The sequence below is a fragment of the Actinoplanes sp. CA-142083 genome, from assembly GCF_050942195.1.
Lineage (GTDB): Bacteria > Actinomycetota > Actinomycetes > Mycobacteriales > Micromonosporaceae > Actinoplanes.
The window spans coordinates 3,314,739-3,330,639 of the sequence record NZ_CP192076.1 but is presented as its reverse complement, the minus strand read 5'-3'; the positions used below and the strand labels follow the sequence as shown (position 1 = coordinate 3,330,639).

General features: G+C 69.4%; 11 protein-coding genes. 1 reads left to right on the top strand and 10 read right to left on the bottom strand.

The window, feature by feature from the left end; all coding sequences use genetic code 11:
- Positions 1–250 precede the first annotated feature (250 nt).
- Complete coding sequence (locus tag ACQPZX_RS15260) at positions 251–1,540, top strand: glycosyltransferase family 4 protein (protein WP_433380404.1); 1,290 nt, start codon at positions 251–253, stop codon at positions 1,538–1,540.
- Here the strand turns inward: ACQPZX_RS15260 and ACQPZX_RS15255 are convergent.
- The 10 genes from ACQPZX_RS15255 to ACQPZX_RS15210 all read right to left on the bottom strand — a co-directional run bounded on the left by ACQPZX_RS15255 (position 1,537) and on the right by ACQPZX_RS15210 (position 15,606).
- A complete protein-coding gene (locus tag ACQPZX_RS15255) occupies positions 1,537–3,015 on the bottom strand; it encodes a lipopolysaccharide biosynthesis protein (protein WP_433380401.1) in 1,479 nt (492 codons plus the stop codon). The genes ACQPZX_RS15260 and ACQPZX_RS15255 overlap by 4 nt on opposite strands.
- Positions 3,016–3,063: 48 nt before the next feature.
- Positions 3,064–6,642 carry a DUF4082 domain-containing protein gene (locus ACQPZX_RS15250; protein ID WP_433380398.1) on the bottom strand — a complete coding sequence of 1,193 codons (3,579 nt, stop codon included), beginning with the start codon at positions 6,640–6,642 and terminating at the stop codon, positions 3,064–3,066.
- Between the two features lie 530 nt (positions 6,643–7,172).
- Complete coding sequence (locus ACQPZX_RS15245) at positions 7,173–8,195, bottom strand: TolB family protein (protein WP_433380395.1); 1,023 nt, start codon at positions 8,193–8,195, stop codon at positions 7,173–7,175.
- The gene (locus tag ACQPZX_RS15240; RefSeq protein ID WP_433380392.1) at positions 8,192–9,448 is read right to left on the bottom strand and encodes an MFS transporter; all 1,257 of its coding nucleotides are present in this window, start codon (positions 9,446–9,448) and stop codon (positions 8,192–8,194) included. The genes ACQPZX_RS15245 and ACQPZX_RS15240 overlap by 4 nt, the downstream gene beginning before the upstream one ends.
- Positions 9,449–9,566: 118 nt before the next feature.
- A complete protein-coding gene (locus ACQPZX_RS15235; RefSeq protein ID WP_433380389.1) occupies positions 9,567–10,673 on the bottom strand; it encodes an acyltransferase family protein in 1,107 nt (368 codons plus the stop codon).
- A gap of 28 nt (positions 10,674–10,701) precedes the next feature.
- Positions 10,702–11,793 carry a DegT/DnrJ/EryC1/StrS family aminotransferase gene (locus ACQPZX_RS15230; RefSeq protein WP_433380386.1) on the bottom strand — a complete coding sequence of 364 codons (1,092 nt, stop codon included), beginning with the start codon at positions 11,791–11,793 and terminating at the stop codon, positions 10,702–10,704.
- A gap of 6 nt (positions 11,794–11,799) precedes the next feature.
- Complete coding sequence (locus ACQPZX_RS15225; protein ID WP_433380383.1) at positions 11,800–12,456, bottom strand: acetyltransferase; 657 nt, start codon at positions 12,454–12,456, stop codon at positions 11,800–11,802.
- Positions 12,453–13,607, bottom strand: coding sequence for a DegT/DnrJ/EryC1/StrS family aminotransferase (locus tag ACQPZX_RS15220; protein WP_433380380.1), 1,155 nt, complete (start codon positions 13,605–13,607; stop codon positions 12,453–12,455). The genes ACQPZX_RS15225 and ACQPZX_RS15220 overlap by 4 nt, the downstream gene beginning before the upstream one ends.
- Complete coding sequence (locus tag ACQPZX_RS15215; protein ID WP_433380377.1) at positions 13,589–14,554, bottom strand: NAD-dependent epimerase/dehydratase family protein; 966 nt, start codon at positions 14,552–14,554, stop codon at positions 13,589–13,591. The genes ACQPZX_RS15220 and ACQPZX_RS15215 overlap by 19 nt, the downstream gene beginning before the upstream one ends.
- On the bottom strand, positions 14,551–15,606 hold the full coding sequence (locus ACQPZX_RS15210) for a Gfo/Idh/MocA family protein (RefSeq protein ID WP_433380374.1): 1,056 nt from the start codon (positions 15,604–15,606) through the stop codon (positions 14,551–14,553). The genes ACQPZX_RS15215 and ACQPZX_RS15210 overlap by 4 nt, the downstream gene beginning before the upstream one ends.
- Between the last annotated feature and the right edge of the window lie 295 nt (positions 15,607–15,901).

Below are 15,901 nucleotides of genomic sequence, written 5' to 3'. Positions count from 1 at the left end.
GCAGCTTCTCCTCGCCGGTCACTGTCCGCGTCATCCCGGACGTGGTACGCATGCTAGCCGGACGCGAATCAACGCTGAGCCTAGCGATGGCGCATCTGGTTCAGTCATCCACCGGAAGGCCGGAACATGGCAATTATCTGTCCTGCGTCACGCATCGGCTGTCGGTAACCGGACGACAACCGTTCGACGGTGCCGGACCGCGCCGCCAGTTCCTAGAATCTCCGCCAGTCGACGAACAACAGGTGGGGAAATGGGACAGGACCGACTCAACGTGCTGGTCTACCCGCATGACATGGCGATGGGTGGGAGCCAGCTGAACGCCATCGAGCTCGCCGGCGCGGTACGTGACCTCGGACACAACGTGACGGTGATCGGTGACAACGGAGACCTCGTGCGGCTCGTCCACGATCTAGGACTTCGGCATGTGTCGATCCCGAAGGACCGCCGGCGGCCGTCACCGGCCGTGACCCGCCAGCTCCGGAGGTTGATCCGGGAGGAAGGCGTCGACATCGTTCACGGCTACGAGTGGCCGCCCGCCTTGGAGGCGGCGGCGGCGACCTTCCCCGCGCGACGCGCTGCCGCGGTGTGCACGGTGATGTCGATGGCCGTCGCCCCCTTCCTGCCTGACGACATGCCGTTGGTGGTCGGCACCCAGGCCCTGCAGGAGCGATCGGCGGCCGGCCGCCGGGGCCCGACCTACCTGATCGAGCCGCCGGTGGACGTGGTGGCCAACGCTCCCGGCCATCCGGCGGGCGACTTCCGCTCCCGGTTCGGCCTGGTCGACGACCACCCGGCCGGTCCGGTCGTCGACATCGTGGTGATCTGCCGGCTGGTGCCCGAGCTCAAGCTCGAGGGCGTGCTCACCGCCGTGGACGTGGTCGGTGAGCTCGCGCGTGACCTTCCGGTCCGGCTGGTCGTGGTCGGCGACGGCACCGCCCGCGACCAGGTCGAGGAGCGAGCCGCCAAGGCGAACGCCCGAGCCGGGCGCCGGGCCGTGGTGCTCACCGGCCAGATGATGGATCCACGGCCGGCGTACGCGGCCGCCGATGTCATGCTGGGCATGGGCGGCTCGGCGCTACGCTCGCTGGCGTTCGCCAAGCCGCTCGTGGTGCAGGGCGAGCAGGGCTTCTGGAAGCTCCTCACGCCGGACAGCTGCGACCTGTTCCTTCGTCAGGGATGGTACGGCGTGGCCGACGATCCCGGGGCGGGCCACGAGCGTCTCGCCGCGATCCTGCGCGGCCTGGTGGCCGATCCGGCCCAGCGCGCTGCCCTCGGCGACTACGGCCGCCGGCTGGCCGTCGACCGGTTCAGCCTCCAGCGGGCCGCGGTGCTGCAGGAGGAGATCTATCGCGCCGCGCTCAGCGCGCCCGGCCGACCGGCGTTGTCGCAAGCGCGAGCCGGCCTGAGCTCGGCCTCCGGCGTGCTGGGGCACAAGGTGCGCCAGCGCTACCGCTCGGTGCGTGGCACCCGCAAGGCCGATGATTTCAACGCCGTGAACCTGGCCAAGACCGCGCTCGAGAAGCCCGAGGACGAGCGCTAGGCCGAGACCGGAGCCACGGCGACCTCGTCCGTGGCTCCGACCGACCGCAGCGACTTCACGGTGTCCCGCATGCGGTACAGCAGGATCCCGAGCACGGCCGCCGCGGCCACGCCGGCGACCAGGATGGCCAGCAGGTCGACCGAGATGAAGCGGGCGGCCAGCGCCGCCACCACGGCGACGCCGAGCGAACCGAGGAAGGCCGGGCCGAGCCGGCGTGTCACCGACGATGTGGTTATGCCGGTGCGGGACAGCTCGAAGAGATAGATCGGCGCGACCACGAGGGCCGCGACCGCGAAGGCCGCGAAGGCGGCGCCGGCGGCGCCCCCGTAATGGGCGCCGGCCCACAGCGCGGGGATCAGCGCCAGTAGCCAGATGACCTGGACGGTGAAGACGACGCGGCTGTGGGCGAGGACGACGAAGTAGTCGTACACCAGCTCGAACAAGATGCGCAGCGCCGCCAGCAGCCCCAGCCAGGTCAGCACGGCCGCGGCCGGCTGCCAGGCCGCGCCGTAGACGAAGGTGATGATCGGATCGGCTGCGGCCGCCAGCACCACGCAGGCAGGCAGCGTGATCGCCGCGAGCAGGCCGCCGGTGGACAGGAACGTCTTGCGCATGACCGGCGGGTTGCCCTGCAGGCGGGACAGCAGCGCGGGAGCGACCGAGCGCACGGGCAGCGAGAACATGGTCGCCGGCCAGTTCGAGAGGTTGGCGGCCAGCACGTAGTAGCCCAGCGGCACCGGGCCCAGGACGGCCCCGACCAGCACCTTGTCCACATTGGTCGAGGCGAACACCACGATGCTGGAGCCGGCCAGCGGCAGGCCGAACTTGAGCAACGCGCGCGCCTTGGTCCGGTCGAAGCCGAACCGCAGCGAGCGCGGGGCGAACGCGATGAACAGCGCGGCGCCGACCGCGGAGCCCACGAGCTGGCCGACGGCGAGGCTCATCGCCCCGACGCCGGCCAGAGCCAGGCCGACCGAGATGAGCGCGCTGGTCCACGCGCTGATCTGATCCGCGATCGTCTTGCGGTCCTGCCGGAAGGTGCGTTGCAGCATGGCGGCGGGCGCGGCCGCGATGCCGCTGACGATGACGCTGAGACCGAGCACCCGGACCACGGGCGCCGCGTCCGGCGCGCCCATGGCCGACGCGAAAGCGGGTGCGCCGAGGTAACAGGCGGCGCAGATGAGGGTGCTCGCGAGCACCGAGATGGTGGTGACGGTCGGGGCGATCTCGCGGGGGTCGCCCGGCCATCGCACGATGGCCAGGCTGACCCCCAGCTCGTTGAAGCTGAGCAGGGCGAGCAGCGCCACGGTCGCCACCGCGAACGTGCCGAACTCGTGGGGTCCGAGGACCCGGGCGAGCACGATGCCGATGGCCAGCGTGCTGAACTTCGACACCGCGGTGCCGATGAAGCTCCACGCCAGCGCCTTGCCGGCGCGGGAGAACAGCGAGCCGTCCTCCCCGACGCCGATCCTCAACGGACTCGTCCCCGGAACCCCACGAGATCTCCTCTCGACTTCGGCCGGTCAGCTACCGGGCGTGAACACGACGTCCACCCAATAGTTGTGGTTGACCGCATTGGAGGGGAACCCTCCCCCGTAGACGTACGACCCACCGCCGGCCACCGACCTCAGCGGTGCGTTGACCACCGGGGAGGACAGGGCGTTGACATCCACGGCGTAATGCCCGTTCGGTGCGGAGTAGGACACGACGTACGCGGTGTTGGCAGTGATCGGCACCGGCGCCGAGAACAGCATGGTCTGCCAGCCGGAGCCGGTCTCGCCGACGAACGTGCCGGTTGCGATCGATGTGCCCGACGCCGACCACAGTGTCGCCGTGTGCGTGCCGACGTTGTCCGTGCCCTTGTAGAACCGGACGCCGTCGACCGTTCCCGCCACGTCCGAGGTGAACCGCAGACCGAGCTCGACGTTACCCGAGTCGTTCCAGTTCGGGTTGGTCGGCGTGGCCGAGTTGAACACCGTGACGGCGCCCGCGGGAACCGTCGGCTGCTGCGGCGGCGGCGCCGCTACGAACAGCGCGTCGACCCAGTAGTTGGTGTTCGACCAGCTGCCGGTCGGGAACGTGTCGGAGCCGTACTGGTACATGCCGTTGTTGCCGGACGGTGCGGTCAGCGGGCCGTTCGTCCAGTTGCTGTTGAAGAATCCACTGGTCGACGCGTAATTGCCTCGTGGCGCGTAGTACGACGCGACATACGTCGTTCCGGCCGACACCTGCACGGGCTCGGCGAAGTAGACGTACTGCCAGCCACTGGCCGACTCGCTGACGAACGTCGCCGTCGCCAGCCGGCTGCCGGTCGAGGACCAGAGGCTTCCGGTGTGCGTGCCACCGTTGCCGCTGCCCTTGTAGAAGCGGACGCCGATCACCTTGCCGTCGCTGCTCGGCGTGAACTTGACGCCGAGCGAGATGGACCCGGAGTCCTTGACCGCGGCCGTGGCCGGGGTGTCGGTCGCCGAGAACAGCTTGTTGATCGTGGTCGAGCCCGGATCCGTGGTGAACGACCAGGTCTGCGGCGACGCCATGGCGTTGCCGTTGGTGTCCGACGCGGTCACGCTCACCGTGTACTTCTTGTCGGCCGCGAGCGCCGCGCCCGGCGTAAAGGTGGCCGTCTTCGAAGTCGAGTCGTACGAGGTCGTGCCGGCGACCGTTCCGCCACCGCTCGCCGTCACCGTGAACTGGACCGTCGACGGGTTGACCGGCTTGCTGAACGTCGCCGTCACGGTCGTCGACGTCGCCGTGTAGACGGCGTTCGGCGTCGGGGTGACCGTCACGACGGTGGGTGCCGTCAGCGCCGACGAGTCGAACAACACGTCGACGTAGTAATTGGTTGCCTTGTAGGAGTTGACCGGGAATTGCCCGACCGACCCGAAGACGCCGTTACCACCCGAGTCCTGACTGCGGGGCGCGGTCAGCGGTGGCGCCTGCCAGGCGTTGTAGATGAACGCCCACTGGTCGGCGGCGAAGTGTCCGTTCGGCGCCGAGTACGAGGCGACGTACGTGGTGCCGGCGACCACCGGGACCGGGTTGGAGAACTGCAGCGTCTGCCAGCCGGTCGAGGTCTCGCTGGAGAAGGTGCCGCTGGCCAGCAGGTCGCCGTCGGCCGACCAGAGATTGCCGGCGTGGGTGCCGGTGTTGCCGGCGCCCTTGTAGAAGCGCACACCCTTGATGAAACCGTCGGTCTGCGGGATCACCTTGACGCCGACCTCGGTCGCGTCCGTGTCACTGGAGGCCGGGGTGGCCGGGACCCGATCGCCGAACAGGCTCGTCGACCCGGTAAGAGTCACCGTCCGGGTGGCGACCGCGCCGATGTTGGCGCTGTCGTCGGTGGCCCGCACCTTGATCGTGCCGGTGCCGTCACCGGTGAGATTCCCGGTGTAGGTCCAGGACGTGGTGCCGGTAGCCGGGTGCCAGGTGGTGCCGTTGTCGAGGGAGACCTCGACGCCGGCGACGACACCGCCGCCGCTATCCGCGGCTGTACCGGTCACGGTGACCTTGGCGCCGTTGGCCGCCGACGCGCCCGACGCCGGCGACGTGACGGTCGCGGTCGGTCCCGTCGTGTCTGTCGAAGCGGTGGCGGCGACAAGGCCGCTCATCCGGGTCGCGGGCTGCACCTTCATGTCGGCCAGCAGGTTCACCAACGCCTGCTGCATCCGCACGTCGGCGGGTTCCGCGTCGTAGGAGCTGTCGTGCTCGGCGTCGAGGCCCCAGCCGAACTGGATGGTGCCTGCCCCGAACACGAGCGCGCCGCTGGACGCGCGGTACATCGTCATGTGGTGAGTGGTGGTACCGGGCGTCACAACGTTGCCGAAGTCGGTCAGATACTCCGGAGTGGCGCCTGTGGTCGTCGAGAGCCGGATCAGACCGGCCGGCCGAAAGCCGTTGTCGAGATCCTCATCAGATTCGTATCCGACGGTGTGTGGAGCGAGGGTGGCAGTGGCACCGGCTGCGAGGCTCGCTACCGAGGTGTTCCGCCAGAGCCGGTTCTTTCCCTGCGCTGCGGGGATCTGGAGGGCCAGATCGTCGGAGTTGGACATGAAGGCGGTGCCGGTGAGCGCGTTCTCCGGGTGACCGCCGTTGGAGGGCGGGCTGAAGGTGGGGTCACGCCAGGTGCCGGTCCACTCGGAGGTCGGGTCGCTCTTGACCCCGTCCCAGGTCTCCTTGTAACAGACGAGCGTCCGGTACGAGGTGTTGGATCCGTCCTTGCTGGTCTCCCAGCGCGTGCGCCAATAGACCTCGTTGCCGCTCAGGAAGGCGAGGCTGGTGCCGCTGTCGCGGGCGGCCTCTACCGCGGTGCGCTGGGCTCCCGACCAGTACTCGTCATGGCCGACCGACAGGAAGACCTTGTGGTTGGCCAGAAGCCCGCCGCGGCGGTCGGCGTCCACATCCGTGGTGTAGGTGACGTCGTACCCGTTGCGCTCCATGAATCGGATCGTCGGGTACTCGTTGCTGAACAGGAAGTCGCGACCGTCCGTCGAGCCACGGGTGGCGAACGGGCGGTTGTAGCTGATCTTGGTCGCCCGGCCCTGCGGCCCGGAATAGAAGTCCGAGCCGCCGTAGAGGTTGTAGGCCTGCCAGGTCGCGTCCGATGTCTTGAAGATGACGTCGGACGTGCTGCTGTCGTCGCGCACGACGAACGAGATGTGGCTGGACCAGTTGAGCGTGGTGTCGACGCTCTTGAGCAGCGCGAAGTAGACGCCGGAGACGGACGTCGCCGGCGCCGCCCAGGTGGCCGAGACGGCCCAGGTGCCACAGTCGTAGATCTGGGTGGCCGAGTCCGTCACACACGCGGTGTTCTGGTTCTGCGCCGGGTAGCTGCCGGGAAGCGTCTGCACGAGGCGCGCGCCGTCACCGCCGTAGTAACCCAGCCGGAAGATCGAGATCGTGTACGCCGCCTCGGCCCGCACCTTGAAGGAGACGGTCTGGCCGGCGTTGACGCTGATGTCGGTCGCGAAGCCCTGGAGCTCATCGTCGCCGGCACCCTCGATGTCCCACTGATCCTGAGGTGTGCCGGTCTTCTGGTTCTCGCAGACGACCGGGTTCGGTGAGCAGGTGGCGGCCGAGGCCGGCGTGATGAAGACGCCAATCATCCCGGCAAGCAGCAACGCACCGGTCACCGCAACCGCAACGGAAGCAATCTTCCGGTTGGACCGGGTGCGACCCGAACCGGGGTGAACGGCACTGAAACCGGCCGCTGCGGACGCACCGCGCGTCCGCGACCGGACGAACCGTCCGAATAGTGCGGCTCGCACGCCGCTGCCCTCGTCTGCTCTATTCACGTTGTGTGGCGCCTCTCAGCTGAGAGTGGGAGACCCTCCGTGACGGAGGGCGACCGAAAGTACGGACAATGATGAGCGACCGTAATGACGGCCGCGGGTCGTGGTAATCGACCGTCAAAATCGTTTCCTCCACCCGAGCGGAGGACACGATTCAACCATTCAGTCGACCCGGGGAATGGATCGGGTGCGACCTGCGAGGACGCACCCGGCGTCGGCCGCGCGCACACCGTCACAATCGTCGATTTCTGAGGATAGGTTTGTCGGATCACAGACCCGCTACGAGGGGCGAATCCGGAAGACAGGCAGTCGGTTCGCAGCGGGTTACGCCCTACCGGCGCACGTCACCGCACGACGACCGGCGACCAGGCGTCCCGCACGATCACTTGCGGGCTACCGCTGCCGTCGGCCGGAACCTGCCAGATATCGCTGGTCGCCGCACCGTTGTCAGCGGTTCGGGGCAACCCATAGACGATCGTCTGATTGTCGAGCCACTCGACCTGGTCGTCGACGCTGTTCTGCTCGGCCAGCAGCGTCTCCTTCCCGGTCTGCAGGTCGTAAACCGCCAGATGCCACTTCCCGGCCGGCAAGTCACCGTGCTTCTTGAAGGCAATGCGAGTGCCGTCGGGCGAAAGCGACGGACACTCGACGTCGCCGCGTACGGCAGTGACCGTCTTTCCGGACAAACTGCCCTTGACGAGCCAGGTCTTCCCGCCTGAGGCGGCCGTGGCGTAGAAGTCGTTGTCGTTGCCGGCGAAGGTCACGCCCCAGAGGTTCTTGTCGGCCGCGGAGATGACCTTGCCGTCCACGGTCAACTTGAACTTTTCGATGTCGCCGATGGTCGTGCCGTCCTTCCGGCTGACCACCGTGCGGGTCGAGAACTTGCCCGGGTTGGCATACGAATCGCCGAAGACGAACGTGGTGGTGGCGGCCAGCGACCCGTCGTACGACAGGCGGGCCCGGCTGGGCAGGCCGGTCAGCGGCAGGTCGTGCGCGGGTGACCAGGAGCTGTCGAGGATCTGGGACTTGTAGGTGGTGACCAGGCCACGGTCGGCGGAGAGGCAGATCGCGTCGACGGCAGTCGCATAAACGCGCTCGCAGGACTGAGGCGTGAACGTGCGCGGGCCGGTCGTGTTCGACAACGGCACCATCGCGACCCGACCGTACTCGCTGCCCAGCGCCGTACTCCGGAAGATCATCCGGGGCTGTTTGCTCACGGTGGCGAGGTCGCCGCCGGTGACCACGGCCGGGGCGGAGGAGAGCGTCTTGGCCCGGTCGCTGTGCGCCTTCCACACGAAGGCGACCGAGCCGAGAACGGCGAGAACCAAGATTGCGGCCAGGACAGAGACACGCTGCCGCACGGTCACGCGGCAACCTCCACAGCGGGCGAGCGGTCGATACCGCGCAGCAGCCAGGCGGCCAGAGGCACCGCCGCGGCCAGCAACGCCGTGAACAGGACCAGCGATGTGGTCGGGCCTTGGATGCTCCAGAGCAGACCGAACACCACCGACGAGACGAACCGGGCCACTGCCTGGACGGTCTGCGCGGCTGCGATGCCGCTGCCTCGTACGTCGGCGGCGACCAGCTTGCTGATGAGGGCCGGCAGCACACCGTCGGTCGCCGCATAGAACACCCCGAGCATCGCCAGCGTCACAAGTGTGAGCCCGAGGCCACCGGCGGGCAGGGCGGCCAGCACATAGCAGCCGATCAGGACCACGTGCCCGGCCAGCAGAACCTTGCTGCGGCCGACCCGGTCGGCCAACCGGCCCAGCGGGATGGCCAGTGTGAGATAGGCGATGTTGGTGCCGACGTAGAGCAGCGGGAAGTACTTGGCCGCGAAGTCGTCGCGCTCCTGGAGGGAGAGGTAGAGAAAGCCGTCGCCCACCGTCATGAGGCCCAGCACGGTAGCGGCGATCAGCGGGCCGCGGAGCCGCCGGCCGCCCACCTCTCGCATCACCATCCGGAAACCGACCCGGGCCGCCGACACAGTGGTACGCATGTTGGGCACGAACAGCAACAACACCACGACGCCGATCGCTGCAAACGCGAACGACACCACAAAAATGGAATCATAGCTGCCGGGCACCGCTGCCAGCAGGGCGAACGCCACAAGCGGGCCGATTGCGGCGCCGACCGTGTCGAGCATCCGGTGCACGCCGAACGCCCGGCCGAGCATCTTCGGGTCGCTGGAGGCGGCGATGAGCGAGTCGCGCGGCGCCGTTCGCAGCCCCTTGCCAAGCCGGTCTGCGGTCACCACCCCGGTGATCGCGGCGAAGCCGTGGGCCGGGAGCATCGCGATGCGGCTGACGGCCGAGGCCCCGTATCCCACGACCGCTACCCACTTGGGGTGGCCGCCCCGGTCGGCCGCGTAGCCGCCCGCGAGGCGCACGAAGGCGCTGACGCCCTGATACATGCCGTCGAGGAAGCCGTACGCAACGGGGCTGAGCCCGACCACGGCGGTCAGGTACAGCGGAAGGACCGAGTTCACGCTCTCCGACGAAACGTCGGTGAGCAGACTGACCACACCGAGCAGCACCACCGTCGACGAGACCCGTTTGACGGTGCTACCCGCCGCCGCCGGTTCGTCGGATCCGGGACGATCCCGGAGCGTCACGTACACGTGCGTACTTCCTTCCCTGCCTGGTCCAGGCCAGCGCTGACGCTACCCGGGTGCCCGGTCGGGGTCCGTGGCCCGTTCCGCCCGATCTTGTGGCAGATCGGGCGGAACGGTGCGACGTTCAGGTTGCCTGAACCGGCTGCGCCGCGACCGGCACGGGCGCAGTGCGACGCCCGGCGAATCGGGCCATCGCCGGCACCTCGACGATCCGGTACAGCGCCCATGACCCGGCCAGGGCGAGCGCCAGCATCAGAACGGACACCAGCATGCCTGCCGGGTCGGACCACGCGCGGTCGCCCAGCGCACGATCCACGATGCGGATTGCCAGCTGGTGGACCAGGTAGAAGGCGAAGGACACCTCGCCGAGCCAAATCATGGTGCGATTGCGGAGGAATGAGCGTTCGCCGCGAAGGTCACTGGCCGCCACGGCTGGGATCAGCAACGCGAGCGGAACCACTGTGCCGGCCACGTACGAGAAGCCGAGCGGCAGATAGCCCGAGGCAAAATAGGCGGCTATGGCCAGCGCGGCGGCGGGGAGTACGGGAAGCCGGATCCAGAGATCGTTCTGCAGGATCAGGGCGAGCAGGATGCCGATGATGAATTCGAACATGCGGGCGACCGGGAACACGTACACGAACCAGTAGTGCAGGTTGTCCGGCAGGGCGAGCGCCACCAGCGGCATGAGGCACACCGCAGCGAACGCCGCCACTGTCACCGGCCACAGCCCGCGCCGCGGCAGCCGGTCAAAGGCTCGCAGCAGCAGCGGGAAGCAGAGATAGAAGAACGCCTCGCACGACAGCGACCAACTCGGCGTGTTCAGCCCATAAAAGATCTTCTCGTCCGGCACCCAAGCCTGGAGCAGCAGAAAGTTTGTGGAGGCGGCCGAGAACGTCACGGCGCCGGCCACCACCGCCAGCATCAGGGCGGCCAACGCCGTGACGAAGTGGTTGGGGTAGACCTTCGCCGCCCGGCGACGCCAGAAGCGGCGCATGGTGTCGCCGGGCCGGGCCGACCAGCACAGCACGAAACCGCTGAGCACGAAGAAGAACGAGACACCCGTCGCACCCTGCCGAAACAGGTAATTGAGGACGCCCGGCGCTCCTTGCGGGTCGACGAACAGCTTGGTGGCCGAGACGTGGAGCCCAAAGACGGCGAACGCCGCGATGAATCGCAGGCCGGTCAGTGAGGGCAGCCGGCGGTCCCCGCCGGAGGCTTGCGCTGAAGCCATCCCGAATTTCTCCCCGGTCTCGTGACGGCTAGCGGAGGGCCTCGGCGAGCGCCTCGGCCACCCGCTCCTGCTGCTCCGGCGTGATCTGCGGGTAGATCGGCAGGGACAGGATCTCCGGGGCGGTCGCCTCGGCGTTCGGGAACGAGCCGCCCAAGTAGCCGAACGCGCCGGTCTTGTGGATCGGGAACGGGTAGTGGATGCCCGCGCCGATGCCGGCGGCGTTGAGCTTGGCCAGCACCTCGTCGCGTCGCTGGACGCGCACGCAGTAGATGTGCCACACGTGCTCGTTGCCGTCGAGCGTCGCCGGGGTGACGACGTCCAGGCCGGCGAGCAGCTGCTCGTAGCGGGCGGCGGCCGCGCGGCGGCGGACGTTCCAGTCGTCGAGGCGGGCCAGCTTGGCGCGCAGCACGACGGCCTGGAGGCCGTCGAGGCGGCTGTTCACGCCGATCAGGTCGTGGTGGTACTTCTTGAGGCCGCCGTGGCTGCCCAGTGTGCGCACGGTCTCCGCCCATTCCGGAGAAGAGGTGACGACCGCGCCGGCGTCGCCGTACGCGCCTAGGTTTTTGCCGGGGTAGAAGCTTGTCGCGGCGATGCCGTCGACGCCGGCGCTGATGCCGTGCCGCTTGGCGCCCTGTGACTGGGCCGCGTCCTCGACGATGGCGATGTCGCGGCCGGCGATGCCGGCCTTCAGCTGCTCGACCGGAGCCATCTGGCCGTAGAGGTGCACGGGCGCGATCGCGCGGGTGGCCGGCGTGATGGCCGCGAGGGCGGCTTCGACATCGATGAGATACGTACGGGGGTCGCAGTCGACCAGGACGACCTTGCCACCCGTACGCACGACCGCCTCGGCCGTCGCGATGAACGTGTTGGCCGGGAGGATCACCTCGGTGCCGGGGCCGACGCCGACCGCACGGAACGCGAGCTCGAGGGCATCGGTGCCGTTCGCGACGCCGATGCAGTGCGGCACGCCGGAGAACGCGGCGTACTCCTGCTCGAACGCGGCCACCTCGGCGCCGCCGATGAACGCCGTGTTGGCGATGACGCGCTTGAAGCCGACCTCGACCTCCTCGGCCACCTCCGCGTGGGCGGCGGCCAGGTCGACGAGCGGGATTCGGGTCATGGTTCGTTAACTCCTCGGGGAGGCCGTCACATCGGCGCTGCGTAGTTTGCGGGCCGGACTGCCGACCCAGATCTCTTCGGAGGGAACATCGGTCAGCACGACGGAGCCCATCCCGATCAGCGACCAGGCGCCCACCCGGACGCCCTCGCGGACCAGGGCGCCGGCGCCGACGTAGGCGCCGGTCTCGAGCACCGCGCCGCCGCCGAGCCGGACGCCGGAGGCGATGGTGGCGTAGTCCTCGATCCGGTCGTCGTGGGTGAGCACCGCCTGCGGCATGACCGCCACGTGCGAGCCGACCTCGACGTCGGCGGTGAGCACCGTGCCGGCCAGCAGCACGCTGCCCGGGCCGACGTCGCAGCCGGCGCCGATCGAGACGCTCGGGTGCAGGACCGTGGCGTACCGGTGGGCGGGCAGGCCGAGCCGCTCGACGATCTTCCGCCGGGCGGTGTAGTTGCGGGGGTTGCCGACGCAGACCACGACGGCGGCCTCCGGCATGTCGAGCACGCGGGAGACCTCGCCGAGGATCGGCAGGCCGGAGCGGACCGTGCCGTGCAGGTCCGGGTTGTCGTCGAGGAAGCCGAGGACCCGGAAGCCGGCCGCCGCTGCCGCGGCGGCCGTCTCGCGGGCGAAGCCACCGGCTCCGACGATGACGAGGTCCTTCACCGGCCCGCCAGGTCGCGCAGGATGCCGACGATGTAGTCCTGGTCGTCGGCGGTCAGCGCGTGGTGCAGCGGCAGGATCAGCGAGTCGCGGGTGAGCCGCTCGGTGACCGGCAGCGAGACCGGGGCCATGTCGGCGTAGGCCGGCTCGAGGTGGGCCGCCATGATGCCGCGGCGGGCCGAGACGCCCCGGGCGGCCAGCTCGGCGAGGACCTCGTCCCGGCCGGCCGGGAAGCCGTCGAGCAGCACCCAGAACGACTGGTAGTTGGTCGTGCCGTACTCCGGGTCGCGCACCGGGACCAGGCCGTCGATGCCGGCCAGCAGCTCGTGGTAGCGGGCGGCCAGCTCGCGCCGCTGGGCGACCAGGCCGGGGAGCCGGCCGAGCTGCACCAGGCCGACGGCGGCCTGGATGTCGGTCATCCGGTAGTTGTAGGCGGTCTCGAGGTACGCCTCGAGCACCGGCTGCTTGCTGGCGTGCCGGTCGGCGGCGGACACGTTCATGCCGTGCTCGCGCAGCCGGCGCAGGCGGGCGGCCTGGTCGGCGTCGTCGACGGTGATCATGCCGCCCTCGCCGGTCGTGATGACCTTGCGGGGGTGGAACGACCAGGCGGCCACCGCGGCCCCGGCGCCGGCCGGCTGCCCGTACGCGGTCGAGCCCGCCGCGCAGGCGGCGTCCTCTACCAGGCCGATGCCCCAGTCGTCGGTGGCCTTGCGCAGCGCGACGGTGTCGAACGGGACGCCGCCCTGGTGCACGGCGATGACCGCCCGCGTGCGCGGGGTGCGGACCGCGTCGATCGTCTCGACGGTGAGGTTGCCGGTGGCCAGCTCGACATCGGCGAAGACCGGGGTCGCGCCGACGTAGCGGACCGCGTTCGCCGTCGCGATGAACGAGAGCGACGGCACGACGACCTCGTCGCCGGGGCCGATGCCGAGCAGCACGAGGGCCAGGTGCAGGCCGGTCGTGCAGGAGCTGACCGCGACACCGTTGCCGGCGCCGACGAACGAGGCGAACTCCTGCTCGAACTTGGCGACCCGCGGGCCCTGGGCGACCCAGCCGGAGCGGACGGCCTCGGCGGCGGCCTGGGCCTCCTCCTCCCCCAGCATGGGGATCATGACCGGGATCTTGCGCTGCTCGCTCATTTCGACGTCCGCCACCAGTCGACGAGGCCCTGCAGGCCCTCGTTCAGGTCGATGGCGGCCCGGAAGCCGATCTTCTCCTCGGCGGCGGTGGTGCTGGCCAGCCTGCGGGTGACGCCGTTGACGGCACGGGCGGGGCCGTGCTCCGGAGCGAGGTCGGACTTCATGACGTCGCTGAGAGCCTGCGCGAGCTCCTTGAGGCTCGTCTCCGAACCGCTGGCGATGTTGAAGACCTCGTCGGTGACGTCGGCCCGGGCCGCCAGGATGTTGGCGCGGGCGATGTCGGCGACGTGGACGAAGTCCATGGTCTGCAGGCCGTCGCCGAGGATCAGCGGCGGGGTGCCCGACTCGATGCGCTCCATCCAGCGGATCAGCACCTCGGTGTACAGGCCGTAGATGTCCATCCGCGGGCCGTACACGTTGAAGTAGCGCAGGGCGACGTAGTCGAGGCCCTTCATCGCGTGGAAGCTGCGCAGGGTGGCCTCGTTGAAGGCCTTGGCGGCGCCGTAGAACGTGTCGTTGTTGTACGGGTGGTGCCGCTCGGTAGTCGGGAACTCCTCGGCCAGGCCGTAGACGGAGGCGGACGACGAGGCGATGAGCTTCTTCACACCCGCCTCGGCGGCGGCCTCGACAACGTTGAACGTGCCGTCGACGAGCACCTCGTTGGCCAGACGCGGCTCCTCGGCGCACTGGGTGATGCGGATCGCGGCGAGGTGGAAGACCAGATCCTTGCCGGCGGTCACCTCCCGTACGAGTGCCTGGTCTCGAATGTCGCCCTCGACCAGGGTGACCGAACCGTTCTCCAGCGCCCACGCCAGGTTTTCGCGGCGGCCGCGCACGAAGTTGTCGAGCACGACGACCTCGGCCGCCCCGCCCCGGATGAGTTCGTCGACGACGTGCGAGCCGATCGTGCCCGCACCGCCGGTGACGAGGGCCCGCGAGCCCTCGATCTGTACGCCCGTCACGCCATGTGCCCTTCGTTGAGCTTGATCATGGTTCCGCCCTCGGCCAGGCTGCGCGAGGCGGCCTGGAGGATCTCGAGCACACGCAGCCCGGCCCGGCCGTCGGTCAGCGCCGGCGTGCCCGTGGTGATGGCCCGCGCGTACTCCTCGACCATGGTGCGCAACGCCTCGCGCTCGACCAGCGCCGGGGCGACCATGTCGCCGGAGCGGTAGGAGACGAGAATGTCGCGCCGCTGCTCGTCGCCGAGCTCGTCCGGCGAGGCCACGTCGACGCCGCGGTCGTAGATGGCCAGGCGCTGGCTGGGGTTCAGGTCGTCCCAGACCAGGGTGCGCTTCGAGCCGCCGAAGATGGTCGTGCGGACCTTCACCGGGGACAGCCAGTTGACGTGGATGTGCGCGATCGCGCCGGTGTTCAGCTGCAGCGTGAGATATGCCACGCAGGCCCGGCCGGCGCCGATGCCGTCGGCGCCGTGGGCCGCCACGGCCACCGGGCGGACGCCCGGCGGCAGCACGAAGTCGAGAATGGACAGGTCGTGCGGCGCGAGGTCCCAGACCACGTCGATGTCGCGCTGCACAAGACCGAGATTGATCCGTACGGAGTCGAGGAAGTGCAGATCGCCGAGCTCGCCGGAGTGCAGCATCTCGCGGATCCGCAGCACCACCGGGGTGTAGCAGAAGGTGTGGTCGGTCATCAGCGTGAGGCCGCGCTTCTCGGCCTCCTCGACCAGCTGCAGGCCCTGCTCGTGGGTGGCCGCGAGGGGCTTCTCGACCAGCACGTGCTTGCCGGCGCGCAGGGCGGCCATGGCGACCGGCAGGTGCGTGCCGGCCGGGGTGGCGATGGCCACCGCCTTCACCTCGGGGTCGGCGAGCACCTCGTCGAGGTCACCCGAGACCTGGACGGTCGAGTAGCCGCCGAGCACCCGCTTGGCGCGGTCCACGTCGAGGTCGCACAGCCAGCGCAGCCGGAAGGCCGGCGACGCCTGGAAGTTGCGGACGAGGTTGGGGCCCCAGTAGCCGGCCCCGACGACGGCGATTCCGATCGGTTCGTCAGACACGGGAAGCGGAGGTGTCACAGACATCCGTTTCGTTCTGGAAGCCGAGGCTTCGTCGGCTTCGTCGGTAAAGCGGGGGCGCGCGTGCGCACACCCGACGCCGGGTCGACGGCAAGTTATCGATCCCACGCGGTCCGCCGCCAGAGCGCTGACGGAAATCCGGCGGAGCCGGGAGGTCAGTCCGGTACCTTCGGTTGCCGCCGGTGCGACTGTCGGTCCTCCGGTGGCGGACCTTTGGCCAGTTCGTCGGATTTCCGACCACTGGTGGCCGTCGGTCCGCACTACCCTCGACGCCGGT

Coding starts and splice junctions, on each gene's coding strand:
- ACQPZX_RS15260 (WP_433380404.1), top strand. CDS start 251: ATGGGACAGGACCGACTCAACGTGCTGGTCTACCCGCATGACATGGCG.
- ACQPZX_RS15250 (WP_433380398.1), bottom strand. CDS start 6,642: ATGATTGGCGTCTTCATCACGCCGGCCTCGGCCGCCACCTGCTCACCG.
- ACQPZX_RS15235 (WP_433380389.1), bottom strand. CDS start 10,673: ATGGCTTCAGCGCAAGCCTCCGGCGGGGACCGCCGGCTGCCCTCACTG.
- ACQPZX_RS15230 (WP_433380386.1), bottom strand. CDS start 11,793: ATGACCCGAATCCCGCTCGTCGACCTGGCCGCCGCCCACGCGGAGGTG.